An 18,367-nucleotide genomic window follows, 5' to 3' on the forward strand; every position below is an offset into this window, starting at 1 on the left:
CGACACACCTGCCACCGACGACGCCCCCCTCAACCCCCGACCGACCCCCGGGGCGCCGCCCCCCCCCCGTCACCCACCCGGCGCCCCGGCGGCCGGCCCCGGCCGCCGGGACGCCCCTGCACCGACCACACCGATTGGACACAACCTCCATGGCTAGCTCTACGGCCACGATTCTCGACGACGGCGAACGACGGCTCGACACCCTGCTGCTCTCCCGCTGGGAGGCCGACCCGGCGCAGCCCGCCGTGGTCGACGGCGACCGGGTCCTGCTCGCGGGCGAGCTCAGGGACCGCACCGTGCGGGTCGCCTCGCTGCTGTGCGAGCGGGGGGTACGCCCGGGCGAGCGGGTCGCGGTCTACCTGGAGCGCTCGGCCGACTTCGTGGTCGCCGTGGCCGGGGTGATCCTGGCCGGCGCCGCCCAGGTCGCCTTCGACGTCAACGACCCGGTCGCCCGCACCCTCGACATGCTGGCCGACTGCACGCCCCGGCTGCTGATCACCACCCCCGAACTGCGCTCCCGCTTCCCCGAGTTGCCGGGCACCGAGGTCGTCACCGTCGACGAGTGCGCGGCGGCCCGCCCGGCCGGCCCGTTCGAGCCGGCGGCCGACCTCGCCGAGCAGCCCGCGGTCGTCATCTACACCTCCGGCTCCACCGGCCGGCCGAAGGCCTCGCTGATCCCGCACCGGGCGGTGACCACCCGCCTGCGGGCGCTCCAGCGCAGCCACGGACTCGGCCCGGACGACCGGATGCTGCACCACACCGCGTGCAGCTTCGACATGTTCCTGATCGAGGTGTACTGGCCGCTGATCACCGGCACCACCATCGTCATCGCCGCCCCCGGCCGCCAGCGCGACGCCGACTACCTCGCCGAGACCATCCGCGCCGCCGACATCACCATCTTCTACTGCGTGGTCTCGCTGCTGGAGCTGTTCCTGCTGGCCCGCGGGCCCGAGGAGCGCTTCGACGGCCTGCGGCGCGTCCTCACCGGCGGCGAGCCGCTCGCGCCCGAGCTGGTCCGCCGCTTCCACGCCCAGTCCACCGCGCCGCTCACCAACCTCTACGGGCCGAGCGAGTGCACCATCTACTGCACCGCCTGGGTGCCCCCGCGCGACCCCGGCCTGGACACCGTCTACATCGGCCCGGCCATCGAGGACACCACCCTGTGGATCCTCGACGAGGACGGCAAGCCCGTACCGGACGGCGAGCCCGGCGAGCTCTACATCGGCGGCGAGGGCCTCGCCCTCGGCTACCTCAACCGGCCCGAGCTCACCGCGGAGCGCTTCGTCCCGGACCACCTCGGCGACGGCCCCGGCCCGCTCTACCGCTCGGGCGACCTGGTCCGCACCCACCCGGTGGGCGGCCTGGAGTTCCTGGGCCGGGTCGACCTCCAGGTGAAGATCCGCGGCTACCGGATCGAACTGGGCGAGATCGAGTCCGCCGCCCTGCGGGTGCCCGAGGTCCGGCAGGCGGCCGTGGTGGCCCACGGCCGCGGCAGCGACGCCCGGCTGGTCGGCTTCCTGGTGCTCGCACCCGGCGCCGAGCCCGCGAGCGTCACCGCCGCCGTGCGCGAGACGCTGCGCGGCGCCCTGCCCTCGTACATGGTCCCGGCGTCGCTGGCCACCGTCGACTCGATGCCGCTGACCGCCAACGGCAAGCTGGACCGCGCCCTGCTGACCGAGCGGGCCGGGGCCGTCCTGCCCGCCGTCACCGACGAACCGCAAGCACCGCCCGGCGACGGCGTGGCCGCCACCGTCACCACGGTCTGGTGCGAGGTCCTCGGACTGCCCGCCATCGGCCCGGACGACGACTTCTTCGAGATCGGCGGGGACTCCTTCAAGGTGGTCCGCGCCACCCGCAAGCTGGAGGCGCTGCTCGGCGTCGAGGTCCCGATGCACCTGATGTACGACGAGCCCACGGTGACGGCCTTCACCGCCGCCCTGGCCGAGCAGGGACCGGAGGGATCGCGGTGACTGCCCAGGTCGTCCGTTCCTTCGGCGAGCTCGACGCGATCGCCCGCGATCCGTCGGCCCCCGTCGTCACCCTGTTCAGCGGCGGGCTGGACAGCAGCTACCTGCTGCACCGCCTGGCCCGGGCCGGCGCCCGCAACGTCCACGCCGTCAGCGTCGACCTCGGCGAGGACGAGAGCAGCGAGCACAAGCAGCGGATCGCCGACCGGCTCGGCATCCGGCTGCACCTGGTCGACGGCCGGCAGGAGTTCGCCGAGGACTACGTCCGCCCGGCCATCGCCGCGCACGCCGTCTACCTCGACACCCACCCGGTCAGCTCCTCGCTCAGCCGCCCGCTGATCGCCAAGGTCGCCGTCGACACCGCCCGCGAACTCGGCGCCACCACCGTGCTGCACACCGCCAACCGCTCCCAGAACACCCTGCGCCGGCTCAACGGCGCCCTCGAACTGCTCGGCTTCGCCGGACGCTACGGCAGCCCGTACGACCTGGACCCGGTGGACCGGGACCAGAAGATGCGCGAGCTCAAGGAAGCCGGCCTGGAGCAGCTGAGCGAGCGGCTGGTCAGCGGCGACTCCAACCTGTGGTGCCGGGAGTTCGAGTCCGGGATCCTCGACGACCCCGAGGACCACGCCGTGCCCGAGCGGCTCTACCAGTGGAGCGCGCTGCGCCCCGCCGAGGCCCCGGAGGCCGTCGAGGTCGCCTTCGAGGCCGGCCGTCCGGTCGCGGTGGACGGCCGCCGGCTGCCGCTGACCGAGCTGATCGACACCCTCAACCACCTGGTCGGCGCGCACGGCCTCGGCCGGTACAGCGGGCTCGAACACCTGGGCCACGGGCCGAAGGTGCTGGAGATCCGCGAGATGCCCGCCGCCTGGCTGCTGCTGCGCTCGCGCCGCCACCTGGAGACGGCCACCCTCTCCGCCGAGCTGCTGCGGGAGAAGCTGAACCAGGAGCAGCTGTGGGTCCGCGAGGCGCTGGAGGGCCGCTGGTTCGGCGAACTGCGCCGCGCCAGCCAGGCGTTCATCGAGGTCTGCTCGGCGCACGTCACCGGCTCGGTGCGGTGGCGGCTCTCGGCGGGCTCGGCCGAGACCCGGGCCGTCGTCGCCGACCGGCCGCTCTACCTGCGCGACCGGGAGGCCTGGGAGCACCGGTCCGTCGCCGCCGAGCGCGCGGCGTTCAGCCCGAACCAGCCGCAGGAGCGCTGACATGGGCGGCTCGAACCCGACGGACCACCCGGCGCCCCCGGAGTCCCCTACGCCCCCTTCGTCCCCGACGCCCCCGGTGCTGCTGGTCGTCTACGGCCGGGGCTCGGCGACCGCGCGCGGGGTCCTGACCGCCGGGCGGCGGCTGTGCACGGCGGTCTTCTTCGGCGACCTCGGCGACCCGAAGGTGGCCGCCGACCTGGCCCAGCTGCCGAAGTCGGTCACCGTGGTGGACACGTCCGGCCTGACCGAGGAGCAACTGTGCGACCGGGCCGCCGAGTTCGGCGCCTCCGGAGTGATCACCTTCAGTGACCACCTGCTCCGGACGGCGTCCGCCGTGGCCGCGCGGTGCGGAGTGCCGTTCCACGACCGCGCCACCGTCGAGGTCCTGGTCGACAAGTTCCGCCAGCGCGAGGCCCTGGCGGCGGCGGGCGTACAGGCCACCGCCTGCCGGACGGTCCACTCCGCCGCCGACCTCGGCCCGGCCCTCGCCGCGACCGGGCTGCCCGCCGTCCTCAAGCCCCGCTCGGGCGCCGGCAGCGTGGACACCTGCCTGGTCCGCACCGCCGCCGAACTGGCCGACCGGTACGCCGAGTTCACCGAGGGCGTGGCGAGCCCGGCGGTGTTCGTGCTGGAGGAGTACCTGGTGAGCGACCCCACCGTGGTGGGGGAGTTCTGGGGCGACTACGTCTCGGTCGAGTCCGCGATCCGCGACGGCGAGATCCGCACCGTCGCGGTCACCGGCAAGCTGCCACTGGCCCCCCCGTTCCGGGAGACCGGCTACTTCACCCCGGCCCTGCTCCCCGCCGGCCTGGCCGACGAGGTCGTGGCCCTGGAGCAGCGCGCGCTGCGGGCGCTCGGTATCCGCGAGGGCGTCACCCACACCGAGATCAAGTTCACCCCCGACGGGCCGCGGCTGATCGAGGTCAACGGCCGCCTGGGCGGGCACGTCTCGGACGTCCTCAAGCGCTCCGCCGGGACGGACCTGCTCGCCCTCGCCCTCCGGCTGGCACTCGGCGCGTTCGACCCGCCCCAGCCGGTGCTCGCCCTGGGCGCAGGCTGCCCGAAGGTGGCGTTCCAGTACTTCATCTCCCCGCCCGCCGACGGCCTCGCCCCCGGCCCCGGCGAGGTGCTCGACGGCCTCCACCACCTCCCCGGGGTGGACCTGGTGGACGCCACGATCGACCCGTCCTGGCGGGCCGACTGGCGGGCCGGCACCGAGTGGCTGATCGGCACGGTCTACGGCACGGTCCCCGGGCACCCCGAGCTCCGGGCCACCGTCGAGGGCATCCACCGCACGATGGCCGACTTCTGGTCCTGACGGCTCCCTGAGCCCCCCTGCCTCGACCCCAGCCCCCTTCACCCCGCCCAACCTCGCACCCCTGGAGTCAACTTGCCGCGGCGCATACGCACAGCCACCCACGCGGCGGTGGCAGCCGTAGTCTCCGGCCTGGTCCTCGCGCTGCTCGCGCTGGGCATCGGGCCCGTCCCGGCCCTCGGAACCGCCCTCGTCCCCGGGGCCGGTGCGTGGGACTCCGCCGCCGGCGCCGAACTCCCGCACACCGAGACCCTCACCCTGGCGGGCCTGAACGCGCCGGTGACGGTCGCCTTCGACGACAACGGCGTCCCCACCGTCAAGGCCGCCTCCGACACCGACCTGTTCCAGGCCCAGGGCTACCTGCACGCCCGCTTCCGGCTCGCCCAGCTCGACCTGGAGCGGCGCGCCGGACGCGGACGCCTGGCGGAACTCAACGGGCCCGGGAGCGTCGAGTCCGACCGCTTCGAACTCCAGATGGGACTCCTGCGCACCGCCGAGGCCACCTGGGCCGCCACCGCGCCCGACAGCCCGGCGGGCCGCGCCCTCACCAGCTACACCCGGGGAGTCAACGCCTGGATCTCCGAGCTGCGCCACAACGGGCAGTGGCCGGCCATCTTCTCCCTCACCGGCGTCTACCCGGCCGACTGGACCCCGGTCGACAGCCTGGTCATCCAGGAACTCCTCACCCAGAGCATGGACTTCACCAGCACCCCGCTGGACTACGCGATCTTCCGGGAGTCCCTCGGCGAGGAGCGCACCATGGACTGGTTCCCGGTCCACGCGCCCAACGACCAACGGCCGTACGACGTCGGACCGTACCGCGACCTCGGCATCGCGCCGCTGCCCCCGAACGTCAACACCGCCGGGCCCGACGGCCAAGCCGCCGCCAACCGGTCGGAGCCGCGCCCCGCGCCCGTCGCCCCCACCGGGAAGCCCGACCCCGCCGGGGAGGCGACCGCGGCCCACACCCTGCTGGACACCATCCGCGCGCTCCCGGCCACCCAGGTCCACACCTTCCCGGACAGCAACGCCTGGGCGGCGAACGGCCCGGCCGTGGCGGGCGGCAACGCGATGCTCGCCGGCGACCCGCACCTGCCGATGACCCTGCCCTCGTACTGGTACCAGATCGCGCTGTCCTCGCCGGAGACCGACGTCACCGGCGCCAGCATGGCCGGCATGCCCGGCGTGCTGATCGGCCGCAACGCCAACATCTCCTGGTCCCTGACCGACGGGCAGAACCAGTCGACGGTCTTCTACAGCGAGCAGACCAGCCCCGACCACCCCGGCCAGTACTTCTGGAACAACGCGTGGCACCCGATGCAGCGGGTGGAGTACACCATCCCGGTCCGGGGCGGCGACACCGAACACCTCGCCGTGGACCTCACCGTGCACGGGCCGGTCCTGACCCGGGCCGGGCAGACCACCTCGGTCAGCTGGATGGGCAACATCCCCTCCCCCGACCTGGCCGTCCTGCTCTCCGTCAACAAGGCCCGCGACTACCAGGAGTTCCGCACCGCGCTCGCCGACTGGCACGCCCCCACGCTCAACTTCGCCTACGCCGACGGCGGCGGCAACATCGGCGTGGTCGCCGCCGGGTACTTCCCCCTGACCAAGGGCGGCAACCCCTGGTTCCCGCTGCCCGGCACCGGCGAGTACGACGTGGTCGGCGCCATCCCCTTCGACGCCACCCCGCAGGTCTACAACCCGCCGAACCACGTGGTCGCGACCGCCAACCAGCGCCCCGTCTCCGCCGACTACCCGTACTACATCGGCACCACGCTCAACGCCTTCGACAACGGCTACCGGGCCAACCGGATCTACCAGTACCTGGAGAGCCACCAGGCGATGACCAGCGCGGACTTCACCACCCTGCAGAACGACGTCACGGACTACCTCGCCACCGTCATCCTGCCGCACCTGAAGACCGCCCTGGCCGACCAGAAGCTCGACCCCCGCCAACAGGCCGCCCTCGACGTCCTGAACCGCTGGGACCACACCATGAAACCCGGCGTCGCCGGCGGCCCGATCTGGTGGACCTTCTGGAACGACTACCTGGAGACCACCTTCCAGCCCTGGTGGAACCACGCCAAGGTGCCGGTCGAACGCGACCGCCTGTACCTCAAGGTCTCCAGCGCCCTGCCCAGCCTCGACGAGAACCTCGAAGCCTGGACCCTGCACGACCCGACCAACCCGGCCTTCACCTCCCCCGGCGGCCCGACCCGCACCGCGACGGACGCCATGCGCACCGCCTTCGCCCAAGCCGTCTCCGAACTGTCCCAGGACCTCGGCAACGACCCCGCCACCTGGACCTGGGACCGCGTCCACACCCGGCAGATCCCCTCCCTCACCGGCGCCGAAGCCCTCGGCTACGGCCCCGAGCCCGCCGAGGGCGACCGCTGGACCGTCAACGCGGCCGACGGCGGCATGAACTCCACCTTCGGCCCGAGCTGGCGCATGGTCGTCGACTGGAAGGGCCCGAACACTGCCACCGCGCAGGCCGTCTACCCCGGCGGCCAGAGCGAGAACCCGGCCTCACCCTGGTACCGGAACTTCATCCCGTACTGGTGGGAGGGCCGAAACCCGCCGCTCCTGATGGCCGCCGACCAACCCGCCTCCACCAAGGTGTGGACCCTGCGACCGGGAGCCTGACCACCATGACGACCCCCCACCTCCGCACCCTCCTCCCCACCCTCCTCGCCACCGTGGTCATAGCCCTCGGCTCCCTCTACTCCCTCTGGTACCTCCCCTTCCTCTGCGGCCTCGCCCTCGGCGCAGTCACCGCCCTGCGCGGCCAACGAGCCCGCACCGCCGTCCTCACCGCCACCACAGCCGCCCTCGCCGGCTGGGCCGCCCCCCTCCTGTGGCGCGCCGCCACCGGCGAAGCCGTGGCCGGCACCGCCCGCACCCTCGCCGCCCTCGCCGGCCTCCCGGCCCTCGCCTCCCTGATGATCACCGCAACCCTCCTGATCAGCCTCCTCCAAGCCCTCCTGGGCGTCTGGCTGGCCCGCACCACCACCGCCACCCTCCGCCCCACCCCCTGACCCCACCCCCACCAAGACAAACGATGGCCCGGCCCGCTCAGCGGCCCGGGCCATCGTCGTTCCGTGGTCTCGGTTTCGGTTTGCCGACCAAGTCGACGGCCTCGGCCGACGTATCCACGGGACTCCGGGCCCACATCCGCCCAGACGGAGCTGAGGTCGAACCCCCCGTCCCAGGTGTTCAGCAGTGCCTCGAATCACCGCCTGAATCAGATCCTCAGCAGCACCCCCGGCCGCCAGGGCCTTGAAACACCAAGGTCATATCCTGGCCGATCATGCAGAGCATTGACTGGGACGACGTCCGGGGGCGGGTACGCGCGGTGCGCGAGGAGCAGGGGTGGAGCGGGCCGGGGGCTGAGCTGGCTGCGCCGCTGACCGAAGTCCAGGTGGTGGAGGCGGAGCGGCAGTTCGGGATCACGTTTCCGGCGGACTACCGGGAGTTCCTGCTGCGGGTGAGTGCGGGTGGACGGTGGCCCAGGGAGTTGCGGCGGGGACCCGACGGATGGCACTGGGCAGAGGACGCGGACACCCAACTGGAGCGGCTGCACGTGCCGTTCCCCGATCACGACACCGCGCTGGCGGCGAGTGACGAGGTGTGGGAGAAGTTCGTACGGGAAGAGGACTACGCCAACCCTGCCGACTTCGAAGCCGCCCGGGACGCTCGGAACGAGGCCGTGGAGGCGGCGGAACGGGACCGGGTCACGGGCGGTGTGTTTCTGGCGGGCCATGGCCACAACTTCAGCACCCTGCTCATCGTCAGCGGTCCGGATCGCGGCAGTATGTGGTTCGACGGCCGGCCGACCTGCGATCGCCTCAACCCGCTGCTGACGGATGCGGGGCGACCGGCCGGCTTCGGCGAGTGGTACATCGACTGGCTGGAGCACGAGGAGGGTCTGACGACCCCGGAGCTGGAGAAAGCCGCTCGCGACCAGTGGCACCGCGGTGTCGGCACGCCCATCTGGCTCCGCTGGTTCGACGACTGGGAGGACAACCGCCGCGGTCGGTAGCCCACTGGCCACGAAGGCGCCGGTCATCGCCAGGGCCCTGGCAGGGGCCACGGCAGTGTGATCGGCAGGGAACGGTCACCAGGCGGCAGTGATGTGAGCAGACTGGAGTGATGAACTCCGGGACAGGGCTTGGCAGCGGCGCTTGGGGCTTTCGCAGCACGGGAAGTCGGACCGGCCGACTTCCCGTGCTGAGAGCGGGATCCGTAAGGCGCTCCCTTAAAATCCCACGGTGAAGATCTGGACGGAGCGCCCTGCCAAAGCCGACGTCGAAGCGGTCGTCTGTCGCTACTTCAGTCTGCTCCGAGCCGGCCGGATCCCCGAGGGGCCACGAGGGCACCGGCTTCTACGTCGAGATCACCTACCGCGCGCGGATCATCGAGGTGTCATTGAGCTTCTGGGTGAAGCCCACCAACGCCGGCTGGGTCCTCGCGGGACCGGCCACCCTCTGGTAGGAGGACGAACGAAACGCAGCACGATCCGGACGCCGACGCAATCTCCAGATGCCCGCTCAGACGGTCGTCGACTGGAGCTGGTGCGGCATGTTCCAGCCCTCGGCGAGCCTCGACGGGTGAACGTTGGCTCCCCCGCCGAAGAACTCGCAGAACTTCATGATCAGCGGATCCCAGCCGAGCGGATCCACGTAGTGCGTCCCGGGGATGACGAGGCTCTCCTCGACATGGGCGCGAAGGACCTCGACCTCGAAGGCGGTCGCGTGCGGCTCGGGACCGCCGAAGGGGTGGGCCGAGACGACCTTGCACTCCAGCTGGACCGGGCATTCCGCGACCCTGGGGGGCCGGACCAGGTCCGACGCCTGCTCGGTCAACTGCGCGACCGAGAACTTCTCCGGCTCGTACCGGTAGCCCTGCTTCACCTTGTAGTCCGCCACGACCGGCTTCCCGGTGGTGAGCGCGATCCGGTCGACGGCATCGACCATCGCCGACGAGGGCAGGTTGAGCACGCACTCGCCTTCCCGCAGCAGGTTCGCGGTGGTCTGGCCGTTGTTGCCGAGACCGAGCATGCAGGATTGGCCCAGCCACCACACCGAGGACATCGGCGCGAGGTTCGCCGTGCCGTCCTCGTTGAGTGAGCTGATCAGCACCACCGGAGTTCCGAAGTACAGGACCTTGAGCCCGGGGACGACGTGCATGCGCTGTGCCTTTCGCGAAGTGCCGGACGAACAGGTCCGCGATCAGGAACACGAACCGTCGCCGACTCTCTCGTGGGCGAGACACCTGCGCTGGCGGAAATGTGACACCGCGTTTCGGCCGAGTGCGGTCGAAGACGGCAGCGGCAACGGCAACGACGACGCTACGGTCCGGGTTCGGGGCGGCCGAGGACGGCGTCCGCTTCGCTGAGCATGCGCCGCCGTTCGGCCAGAACGCCGTCGAACGCGGTGGCGTTCTGCTGGATCAGGGTGCGCTGGACGGCGGTCTCGGCCTCGTTCCAGATCCGGACGAGCCCGGTCTCCTGTTTGCAGACGACGTCCGCGAGGGCGGTCGTCCGTTCCTCGCCGGTGGCTCGTTCGGACGGCCAGGTGCCGGTCTGGAGCGGCGTCGCGTAGTCGTACCCCGCCCGCTTCATGCACCGGGACCACGCGGTGACGACGGCCACGACCTCCGGCGTCTTCGCCGACTGCTCGAAGGACTCCTGGTTGGCCGACCGGACCACGTAGGCGTCTCCCGGGTAGCCGGTAGTGCCGGTGATCCGCCGCGCGGCGGACTCCTGGCAGCCCTGCGGGCCGGTGAGCGCCTTCATCTGTGCCGGGGAGAGCGGTGCCTGCGTCGGGGCCGGGTGGTCGGGCAGGTGGTAGCCGACGGTGCGGGCGCCGGTGGCGCTGGTCAGACCGTAGCGCCGTTCGTACCGGCCCAGCAGGGGTGCCTGGACGCCGGCCGGGGCGGGCGGTTGGAGGCCGGCGCTTCGCAGGCAGTCGGCGACCAATCGGTCCAGGGCGGTGTGCAACCGGGCCTCGTCGGCGGGCGGGAGGAAGTACGGGTCCAGCGGCAGGGAGATGACGGCGGGGCCGTCGGTGGCGGCCCCGGGCGTGAAATCAGGTGTGACCTCAGGTGTGACCTCAGGTGTGACCCCGGGTACGGCCTCCGACGTGACGGCGGCGGCGGAGGGCGGCGTGCCGGTGGCGCCCCCTCCGCTCGTGGAAGTGGAGCAGGAGGCGAGCAACAGGCAGCAGGTGACGACAGCTACGAGCGGGGCCGCGAGCGGGGCGGCGAGCCGTGGTGCGTTCATGGTGACGTGGCCTCGAATCTCTGCGCCGCCGGGCCGTCCGACCAGTCGGACGGCCCGGCGGGGTGCTGCTGCGGTCAGCCGTTGACGAGGAACGAGGCGTCCTCGTTCTTCGTCCTCACCAGGTTGCCGTTGCCGCAGGCCACGATGAGGTCCGAGGGCCCGGACCAGTTCTCGTTGTAGAACACCTGGACGTTGCCGACGCAGTGGCCCGGGTACTGGTAGGTGGCGGAGGCCGCGTTGTTCTTCACCGCGGTGCCCTGTCCGGGGCCGGGCGTCAGGAACGCGCCGGCGTTCGCGAGGTTGTCGAAGCCCTTGAACCCGGTACTCAGGTCCCAACCGGCCACCGAGCCGCTCTGGTTGGCGTTGTACCAGAGGCAGAAGGCCCTGGCGCCGAGGCAGTTCGGGTTGTTCGGCGCGGCCTGCGCGGCGGGCGACACGGCCAGCGTCGCGGTGGCCACCGTCCCCGCGAGCAGCAGGGTGGTGAGGATGCGTCGAGTCTTCATGGTCTTCCTCCTGGAGTCCGAACGCCCCGAGGCGGGGCGGATCCCGGTTCGGGTGCGTTTCGGTGCGACGGGTACGGGGGGCCGGTCCATCGGTGCCGCCACGTCCCCCGTTCGTGGCGGTGGTGCCGTCGGCCCCCGGCTCCGTCTTCGGGTTCCCGGTCCGGAACGCCGCCGTGGGGGGCCGCGTCACGGGACCTTGAAGTGTCCGAAGATCCGATGGAGACTCCACCGTGCGGGCTAATTTGATTGTCCATCAACAAAAAACCGACACGGCCCAGGTGAGCGGCGGACAATCCCGCTTCGGCCGCCGGACAGGACCGGACAAAGGGTCGGACAGGACAGGAGGCACGGTGGGTAGTGCTGGACGACCGCAGGGACAGCTCAAGGGAGAGACGGAACAGGCGAACGCCCTGGCCCGGTTCGTACGGGAGGTGACGGGCGGGGCCACGGTCCGCGAGCTCGCTCAGCGGTACCCGGCCAGCAAGACCAGTTGGAGCGAGTACCGCTCCGCGGAGAAAGACATTCCGTGGCACCTGCTCGAACGGCTGGTCCACGACTGCGCGGTGGACCCGCAGGCCCGAACGGTGTTGCTCGTCCGCGCCCGCGCCCTGCACGAGCAGGCCGGCCGGGCGGCGGCCGGGACAGCCCCCTCGCACGCGGAAGGGCGGTCGGCCGCGCGGCAGGCCCTGGAACGGGCCCGGCAGGCGCAGCGCCAGGCCGAGGCGGGCGTGGCCCAGGCCGAGGACCTGATCCGCGTGCTGGTGGCGATCGTGGCCGAACTGCGGGGCGAGCTGAGCGCCGGCACCGAGGACGGGGCGGGTCCCGGTGGACGGGTCTCGGACGGCGGGTACGCGGCGCAGTCGCGGCGGTCCCGGCTGCGGGAGGCGACGCGTTGCCTGGCCGAGGTGCGGCGCATCAGGGAGGACGCGTGCCAGGTGCAGCGGACGGCGGGCTGGGAGGAGGACACCGTCGGGCTCCTGGTCGACCAGGAGCGGGCGCGGGCCCAGGACGACGGTGGTCAGCAGCCGGGTGCGGAGCTGGTGGTGGACGGCGGGGTCCAGGCGCACCTGCCGGTGCTGCGGCGCTTGGAGGCCGACCTCGTGGAGGTGCGGGAAGCACTGGCCGACCAGTGCCGGGAGGTGAGCCGGATGGTCCGGCCCACCGCGGCCGGGTCCGGGATTGTCCGCGGCGAACTGGTCCGGGCCCCGGACAACCCGCCGACCAGCCCGCTCGCGCTCGGCCCCCCGCCCAACGGCCCCGCGGTCATCAGCCCCACGGTCATCGGGCCGCCGCTCGTGGGGCCGCTGCGAGGAGGGCCGCTGCGGGGAGGGCCCGCCGATGCGCGGCGGCATCGCACGGCCCGGACCGGTGCGGCCATGGGGGCGACCGCGGTGCTCCTGGCCGGGGCGCTGGTGTTGGCCGGGGTGCTGGTGGGCATACGGCTCGGCGCGGCGCCCGCCCCCGTCGACGCGCTCACCCGGGCGGCCGGCGCGGGCGCAGGCCCCTCGGCGCCGGCGGGGGACAGCCCCTCGCCGTCGGCACCCAGCACGCCGCCGACCGCCTCGCCGTCCATCTCACCGACCGCCTCACCGGCCGTCCCACCGACCGTCCCGCCGCCCGCCTCACCGGCCGATCCTCGGACCGCCGGACCGGGGAGCGCGCCGCTGGTACCGGCACCGGCCGGTACGCCGACCCCCACCGCAGGGTCCAGCACCCCACCGGAATCCGTCGTCCCCTCCCCTTCGGACGGGAACCGCGCGCCCATGAAGTCCTCGCCGTCGCCCAGCTCCATATCGCCGCCGACGGCGGAACCCTGGACGCCCGACCGGCTCGGCGGAACCCCGATGGTCCCGCCGACGGGGTCCGTCTCCATCAAGAACGGCAACAGCCTGCAGTGCGTGGCCACATCCGGCGGCACCCGGGAGGAAGGCCAGGAAGCCCAGCAGTTCCCCTGCGGGGACTACCCAGACCACTTCTGGGAGAGCCAGAAGACCTTCACGGACGCCGAAGGCAACACCTACTACCGGCTCGTCAGCTACAACAGTGCCCTGTGCCTCGCGGTCCAGGACTCCAGCACCGAGGCCGACGCCCGGGTGATCCAGTCCGCGTGCAAGAACGACCCCGGGCAGTCCTGGAGAATCGAGAAGTGGCCGAAAGGCATCCGCCTCGTCAACGGCAACAGCCACCAGTGTCTCGCCGTCTCCTACGGCAGCACCGCCCCGCGCGCCCCACTGATGCAGTACCCCTGCGGAAACTACCCGGACCACTACTGGAGCTACGGCCCACGCCGGTAGCGGAGCGGTCCCCCCGGCCCGCACGGCCGGGTGGCAGACCGCCCGGGCGACCCGTCTCCCCTGGCCACGGTGGCAGGTCGGCGAGCACCCTGTTCAGGCCCGTGCGGCAAGCAGAAGGGCCGCCCCTCCGAGGGCAGCCCTTCTGCGGATTCTGCGGCTTCTGCGGATTCGGCGTCAGCCGCCAACCCGGCGATGGAGGCCGCCCGTCAGCTCCGGGTCTGCTGCCGGGAGGAGGTGATGAACTGCAGCAGGTGTTCGTTGACCAGCTCGGGGCGTTCCAGGTTGAGGCCGTGACCGGCTCGTTGCACGATCTCGGCCCGGACTCCCGGGATCAGCGCGGTGACCCGCTGGAGGACGTGACGCGGGCGGAGCAGAGCGCTGCGCCTGCCCAGCAGGACGAGGGTGGGCAGGCGGATGGAACTCAGTTCCTCGTCGGTGAACGGCCTGGCGGCGGGGCGGGTGTTCGGCTTGTAGCTGCGCATGCCGAGCATCAGGGGGGCGATCATCTCGGGCGGCGAGCTGAGTGCGGGGTTGGCGAGCAGGCGCCCGAGCGCGGGGCGCAGCGGCCGCGGGGCGAGCATGCCGAACAGGCCGCCGATCATGTGGGCGTAGAACCGGGCGGGGACCTTCTCGATGCCGCCGGGGTCCATCGGCGCGATCGAGGCGAGGCGTTCGGGTGCGTGGATGGCCTGGTTGAGGGTCAGCCAGCCGCCGTAGGAGAGGCCGACCAGGTGGATGCGGTCGAGTCCGAGGCCGGCGAAGACCTCGCCGAGCCAGGCCGCGTTCTCCTCGGAGCCGGCCGCGACGGCGCGTTGGACGCTGCGGCCGGGGTCGTCGAGCGTGTCGATCGCGTAGACCGGGTGGTGTTCGCCCAGGGCGGCGATCTGCGGGTACCAGTTGGACGGGTGTCCGGCGTGGCCGTGCAGCAGCACGATCGGTTCGCCGGTTTCGGGTCCGTAGTGGTGGACGTGGACGGTGCCGTAGCTGGTTTCGACATCGAGTTCCCGGCGGGGGGCCGGCCACAGCTCCATCGCGCGGTCGTAGGCCTCAAGGAACTTCGTTCGGGCTTTCTCGCTGACGAAGTGTCCGACGCTGGTCCTGGTCATGGTCCCTCCCGGTGCTCGGAATGCACGAAACAGCAGCACTTGATGGTATGTTTGTACCATAAAAACGTCTGGAGGGAACCCGATGCCGAAGCTGGTGGATCACGAGGAGCGACGGGCCCACATCATCGACGCCCTGCTGCGCACGGCGGCGGACACCGGGCTGCACGCCGTCACCATGCGGTCCGTCGCGATCGAGGCGGGTGTCTCGGTGCGGCTCGTGCAGTACTACTTCGACACCAAGGAGCAGTTGCTGCTCGCGGCGCTCACCCGCCTGGCCGCACGGATGGGCGAGCGGATCCAAGAGCGGGTCCAGGGACGGATCCAGGGACGGGTCGAGGAACGGGTCCGCGACCGCGCCGGGGCGGCCGGGCCCTCAGCGTCACCGCGCGACATCGTCGAGGCGGTGCTGCTGGAGTCCGTGCCGACGGACGAGGAGAGCCGGACCTTCCACCTCGTCTACACCGAGTACGCGGTGCTCTCCATCACCGACCCCGCGCTCGCCGGGCAGTCGTTCCTCGCGGCGCCCAACGAGATGGAGGACTTCCTGGTCGGCCAGCTGACCGCCGCCCGGCAGGCCGGGGACACCGATCCGCGCATGGACGCCCGCCAGGAGGCCGTCGTCCTCCTGGCGGTCTCCGCCGGCCTGGGCCTGAGCGTCCTCCTCGGCCAGCGGACGGCGGACGACGCGGTGGCGGTCCTGCGCTACCACCTCGGCCGGCTCTTCCCCGGTTCGTAAGCCCTCGACGGCGGCAGAAGCAGCCGCCAGCCGTAGGCGCGGCCGGGCCGGGGGCGTCAGAGCCGTTCGGGAACGGGATTGCCGACGGCCTCGATGGCGCGGCGGACGGGGACCTTCAGCAGGAGGACGAAGCCGATGAGGAAGAACACCAGCAGGGAGATGATCGCCGAGCGGTAGCTGCCGGTGATCTGGTAGGCGAGGCCGAAGAGCAGCGGGCCCATCCAACTGGTGCCGCGGTCACTGACCTTGTAGACGCTGAAGTACTCGGCCTCCCGGCCGGCTGGGATGAGGTGGGAGAACAGCGAGCGGGAGAGCGCCTGGCTGCCGCCGAGCACCAGGCCGATCATGCAGGCCAGGACGAAGAACCAGACGGGCTGGTGAGCGGGAATGAAGTACCCGAGGGCGAGGGTGGCCACCCAGCCGACCAGGGATCCGAGGACGGTCCGCTTGGCGCCGTAGCGGCGGGCGATCCGGCCGAGGAGCAGCGCGCCGCCGATCGCCACGATCTGGACCAGGAGCACGGCCGCGACCAACGAGGTCTGGTCCATGCCGAGTTCCTCGCTGCCGTAGAGCGAGGCCTGGGAGACGACGGTCTGGATGCCGTCGTTGTAGCAGAGGAAGGCGCCCAGGTAGAGCAGCGTGAGCGGGTACTGACGCATCCCGCGCAGGGTGCGGGCGAGTTCGCGCAGGCTGCCGGCGGCGGGCCGGTCCGGCGTGGCGGCGGGCCGGTCCGGCGCAGCCGGGGTACGGCCGGACACGACCGGGGTGCGGTCGGGGGCCGCGCCCGCCCGGGAGGGCAGCCGCAGCATCGGGACGAGCGTGAACAGCGCCCACCACAGGCCGGCCGAGGCCAGGCAGATCCGCACGGCGGTGCCGGAGGACAGGCCGAGCGCGTCGTGGCCCTGGAACAGCGCCAGGTTGGCGATCAGCAGCAGTCCGCCGCCCGCGTAGCCGTAGGCCCAGCCCTTGGAGGAGACCGCGTCGCGCTCGTCGGGGGTGGCCAGGCCAGGAAGGTAGGCGTAGGAGAGGGCGACCGACACCGCGTACGCGATGTTGGCGACCACCAGCAGTGCGCCGCCGAGGAGGTAGCGGTCGCCGTCGAGGAGGAACATCCCCATCGTGGCGACCGCGCCGACGTAGGCGAAGCCGCACATCAGCTCCTTGTGCCGCCCGGTGCGGTCCGCGACCGTGCCGGTCAGCAGCATCGCCGCGACCGAGAGCAGCACGGAGAAGGAGACCGTGTACGGGAAGAACGACCCGGCGCGCACCGACAGTCCGAGCGGGTGCACGTCGCCGGCCGCGTCGGCGGCGTTCTTGGCGACGGTCGTCAGGTACGGCCCGAGGAACACCGTCAGGACGGTGGCCGAGAAGGCTGCGTTGGCCCAGTCGTTGACGTACCAGCCGAACCGTATCCGGCGCAGGGCGCTGTCATCGGCGGCGGCCGCCTCGCGCTCCGGCGGGCCGTCCGGCAGATCGTCCGGGAGACGGTCCGGCAGGTTGTCCGTGGTGCTCGTCATGGGGATCCCATCACCGTGCTGGAGCCGGTGCTGCCGTCGCTCCAGCAGCCGCGCTCGCCGAGGACGTCCCGCAGGACGTCTATGCGATCGGCCATGATGCCATCCACACCGAGGCCGAGGAGAGCCCTGATCCGTGTGGGATCGTCCACAGTCCAGACGTGAACCTGGAGGCCGAGGCGGTGGGCGGCGCGCACGAAGGCCCGGTCGACGACCCGGACGCCCCGGTGCCGCTCGGGCACCTGCGCGCACACCCCGGCGAACGGCGCCCCGGCGAACCGCGACCCGAACCGCGACCCGAACTGCGCCCAGGAGCGCGCCCCACGCCCCCGCAGCAGCGGCCCGGCCAGCGAACGCAGCCGCAGCCGGGCCACCTCGCGCGGGCCGAGCGAGGTGGCCAGCCGGGGGCCCGCGGCGGCGCGGACGGCGGCGAGGCGGCTGTCGGAGAAGCCGCCGACGCAGACCCGGTCCCAGGCGCCGGTCCGACGGATCGTCTCGACCAGCGGCCCGACGGCGGCCGCCGCCTTGACGTCGACGTTGAAGCGGGCCCCGGGGAACGCGTCGAGCAGGTCCTCCAGCAGCGGCACGGGTTCGGTGCCGCCAATCCGGGCCTGCCTGACGGTGTCCCAGGGCAGGTCGGCCACCGCACCGGTGCGGTCGGTGACCCGGTCGAGGCGGGTGTCGTGAAAGGCCACCAGCGCGCCGTCGCGGGTGGCGTGCACGTCCGTTTCGAGGTAGCGGTACCCCAGGGCGACGGCGGCCGCGAAGGCGGCGAGCGAGTTCTCGGGGTGGCCGAGGTCACCGCCCCGGTGTGCGAAGGCGAGCGGCCCGGGGTGGTCGAGGAAGGGGTGCATGTGGTGCTCCGAGCTGCTGGGATGCGCGTTACAGTATTACGCACCCTGTCAAGCAGTAACGCCGGTACCGCCGGTACCGCCAGTAGTCCCATCAGTGCCATCAGCACCAGCAGTACCGCTACCGCCCGGATCGTCGACGCGGCGCAGATCGTAGAGGTACGACCTGCCGGCCTTCCAGCTGCGCCAAGGGCCGAGCGGAGGGATCAGCTCCTGGTCGCCCGTCCGCCCCGCCAGCGGCCCGGAGTTGGCGACCCCGTCGGCGCCGACGGTGCACCAGCCCCGCTCCGGCAGCCACCGGCACCACACGTCCAGGTCCACCCGCCTGTACGACGGCCTGCCGTTGAACACGCCGTCCGCGCGGAAGTGGTACACCAGACCGTCCAGGCGGCGAACGAACTCGATCGACACGACGGCTCCCCCCATCGGACACCCGAAGGGCCAGGCTACGCCGCGAGCCCGGCGGAGACAGCGAAAGTGCGTTGCACGGCCGCCGACCTGACGCATAGGCTCACGCCCATCGACGTGTAGCTCAGCAGCAGAGCGCCGGGCTCTGGACCCGGAGGGCGCAGGGGCGGGACCTGCCACGTCGG

At 72.3% G+C, this 18,367-nt stretch carries 15 protein-coding genes and 1 tRNA gene; 9 read left to right on the forward strand and 7 right to left on the reverse strand.

Annotated features, from left to right (window positions below):
* The first annotated feature begins 149 nt into the window (after positions 1–149).
* The 6 genes from ACIOGZ_RS10795 (at position 150) to ACIOGZ_RS10820 (ending at position 8,529) form a co-directional block, all read left to right on the forward strand.
* A complete protein-coding gene (locus tag ACIOGZ_RS10795; protein WP_331744777.1) occupies positions 150–1,970 on the forward strand; it encodes a non-ribosomal peptide synthetase in 1,821 nt (606 codons plus the stop codon).
* Positions 1,967–3,169, forward strand: coding sequence for an argininosuccinate synthase-related protein (locus ACIOGZ_RS10800; RefSeq protein ID WP_331744778.1), 1,203 nt, complete (start codon positions 1,967–1,969; stop codon positions 3,167–3,169). The genes ACIOGZ_RS10795 and ACIOGZ_RS10800 overlap by 4 nt, the downstream gene beginning before the upstream one ends.
* 1 nt (position 3,170) lies before the next feature.
* Positions 3,171–4,487, forward strand: a complete 1,317-nt coding sequence (locus ACIOGZ_RS10805; RefSeq protein ID WP_331744780.1) for an ATP-grasp domain-containing protein — start codon at positions 3,171–3,173, stop codon at positions 4,485–4,487.
* A gap of 108 nt (positions 4,488–4,595) precedes the next feature.
* Positions 4,596–7,133 carry a penicillin acylase family protein gene (locus ACIOGZ_RS10810; protein ID WP_363584444.1) on the forward strand — a complete coding sequence of 846 codons (2,538 nt, stop codon included), beginning with the start codon at positions 4,596–4,598 and terminating at the stop codon, positions 7,131–7,133.
* Positions 7,134–7,138: 5 nt separating this feature from the next.
* Positions 7,139–7,525: a hypothetical protein gene (locus tag ACIOGZ_RS10815; RefSeq protein WP_363584442.1), complete on the forward strand. Its 387-nt coding sequence runs from the start codon at positions 7,139–7,141 to the stop codon at positions 7,523–7,525.
* Between the two features lie 272 nt (positions 7,526–7,797).
* A complete protein-coding gene (locus tag ACIOGZ_RS10820) occupies positions 7,798–8,529 on the forward strand; it encodes an SMI1/KNR4 family protein (protein WP_363584440.1) in 732 nt (243 codons plus the stop codon).
* Positions 8,530–9,037: 508 nt separating this feature from the next.
* On the opposite strand, the gene ACIOGZ_RS10825 is transcribed toward ACIOGZ_RS10820, so the two are convergent.
* The 3 genes from ACIOGZ_RS10825 to ACIOGZ_RS10835 all read right to left on the reverse strand — a co-directional run bounded on the left by ACIOGZ_RS10825 (position 9,038) and on the right by ACIOGZ_RS10835 (position 11,273).
* Entirely contained in the window at positions 9,038–9,676 is a 639-nt protein-coding gene (locus ACIOGZ_RS10825; RefSeq protein WP_331744786.1) for a flavin reductase family protein, read from the reverse strand.
* A gap of 161 nt (positions 9,677–9,837) precedes the next feature.
* Positions 9,838–10,770, reverse strand: coding sequence for a hypothetical protein (locus ACIOGZ_RS10830; RefSeq protein WP_363584438.1), 933 nt, complete (start codon positions 10,768–10,770; stop codon positions 9,838–9,840).
* Positions 10,771–10,844: 74 nt separating this feature from the next.
* A complete protein-coding gene (locus ACIOGZ_RS10835; protein WP_331744791.1) occupies positions 10,845–11,273 on the reverse strand; it encodes a hypothetical protein in 429 nt (142 codons plus the stop codon).
* Between the two features lie 350 nt (positions 11,274–11,623).
* On the opposite strand from ACIOGZ_RS10835, the gene ACIOGZ_RS10840 reads away from it, so the two are divergent.
* A complete protein-coding gene (locus ACIOGZ_RS10840) occupies positions 11,624–13,567 on the forward strand; it encodes an RICIN domain-containing protein (protein ID WP_400985628.1) in 1,944 nt (647 codons plus the stop codon).
* Between the two features lie 206 nt (positions 13,568–13,773).
* Here the strand turns inward: ACIOGZ_RS10840 and ACIOGZ_RS10845 are convergent, their stop codons facing one another.
* A complete protein-coding gene (locus ACIOGZ_RS10845; RefSeq protein ID WP_331744796.1) occupies positions 13,774–14,673 on the reverse strand; it encodes an alpha/beta fold hydrolase in 900 nt (299 codons plus the stop codon).
* A gap of 82 nt (positions 14,674–14,755) precedes the next feature.
* On the opposite strand from ACIOGZ_RS10845, the gene ACIOGZ_RS10850 reads away from it, so the two are divergent.
* Positions 14,756–15,409 (forward strand): TetR/AcrR family transcriptional regulator, encoded by a 654-nt coding sequence (locus ACIOGZ_RS10850; protein ID WP_331744798.1) that lies wholly within the window; start codon positions 14,756–14,758, stop codon positions 15,407–15,409.
* A 56-nt stretch (positions 15,410–15,465) separates the two neighbouring features.
* Here ACIOGZ_RS10850 and ACIOGZ_RS10855 read toward each other — a convergent pair whose 3' ends face one another.
* The 3 genes from ACIOGZ_RS10855 to ACIOGZ_RS10865 are packed head-to-tail and all read right to left on the reverse strand — an operon-like array spanning position 15,466 to position 18,185.
* The gene (locus ACIOGZ_RS10855; protein ID WP_400985630.1) at positions 15,466–16,926 is read right to left on the reverse strand and encodes an MFS transporter; all 1,461 of its coding nucleotides are present in this window, start codon (positions 16,924–16,926) and stop codon (positions 15,466–15,468) included.
* On the reverse strand, positions 16,923–17,777 hold the full coding sequence (locus ACIOGZ_RS10860) for a glycerophosphodiester phosphodiesterase (RefSeq protein WP_331744803.1): 855 nt from the start codon (positions 17,775–17,777) through the stop codon (positions 16,923–16,925). Before ACIOGZ_RS10860 ends, ACIOGZ_RS10855 begins: the two co-directional genes overlap by 4 nt.
* 48 nt (positions 17,778–17,825) lie before the next feature.
* Positions 17,826–18,185: a hypothetical protein gene (locus tag ACIOGZ_RS10865; RefSeq protein ID WP_400843801.1), complete on the reverse strand. Its 360-nt coding sequence runs from the start codon at positions 18,183–18,185 to the stop codon at positions 17,826–17,828.
* A 110-nt stretch (positions 18,186–18,295) separates the two neighbouring features.
* Here ACIOGZ_RS10865 and ACIOGZ_RS10870 point away from each other — a divergent pair.
* Positions 18,296–18,367: transfer RNA gene (locus ACIOGZ_RS10870), tRNA-Gln, on the forward strand.

This window comes from Kitasatospora sp. NPDC088160 (genome assembly GCF_044741445.1).
Classification (GTDB): Bacteria; Actinomycetota; Actinomycetes; order Streptomycetales; family Streptomycetaceae; genus Kitasatospora.